This window comes from Vibrio sp. 704 (assembly GCF_033339295.1).
The window spans coordinates 1-751 of sequence record NZ_JAWOUH010000369.1 but is presented as its reverse complement, the minus strand read 5'-3'; the positions used below and the strand labels follow the sequence as shown (position 1 = coordinate 751).

1 protein-coding gene is annotated in these 751 nt (G+C 48.3%); it reads right to left on the bottom strand.

Going from position 1 to position 751, the window contains the following annotated elements:
• Positions 1–751, bottom strand: a 751-nt coding sequence (locus tag R7R24_RS26520; protein WP_318120091.1) for an efflux RND transporter permease subunit, incomplete at both ends; no start/stop codon positions are given.

The window sequence follows — 751 nt, the reverse complement described above, 5'->3', positions numbered from 1 at the left end:
ACCCAGTTCAACACGAGCAACGTCTTTTAGATAAACCGTAGAGCCATTTGGATTGGCACGAAGAACAACGTTTTCAAACTCGCTCACACTTTCTAAGCGGCCTTTCGTCACTAGGTTGAACTGCACTTCTTGCGGGTTATTGTACGGCGCGGCACCAACACGGCCAGCAGCAACCTGAACGTTTTGCTCCGCTAAAGCAGCATATACATCCGATGTCGTTAGCTTGAGGTTGGCCATTTTTTCTGGGTCCAACCACACGCGCATCGCGTATTCACCACCACCAATTACATTTACTTCACTGATGCCTTTCGCACGCGCCAACTGATCTTTTACGTTCAAGTTGATGTAGTTAATTAAGAATTGGTCATCATACTTGCCGTCTGGTGAATAGAAGTTCAGAACCATCAATAGGTCAGGAGAACGCTTTTTCACCGTCACGCCGACCATGCGCACTTCCTGAGGCAGTTTTGACTCAATCTGTGACACTCGGTTTTGCACGTTCACCTGCGCCATATCTGGGTCGGTACCAACATCAAACGTAACGTTTAAGCTGTACGAACCATCGTTAGCACTTTTCGAAGACATGTAAATCATGTTTTCTACGCCGTTCACCGATGTCTCTATCGGATCGGCGATGGCCTGTTCAACCACTTCGGCACTTGCGCCAGTGTAGTACGCCGTTACGCTAACCGACGGTGGACTAATTTGCGGATATTCAGCCACTGGCAAAATCGCTAGCGAAATGGCACCA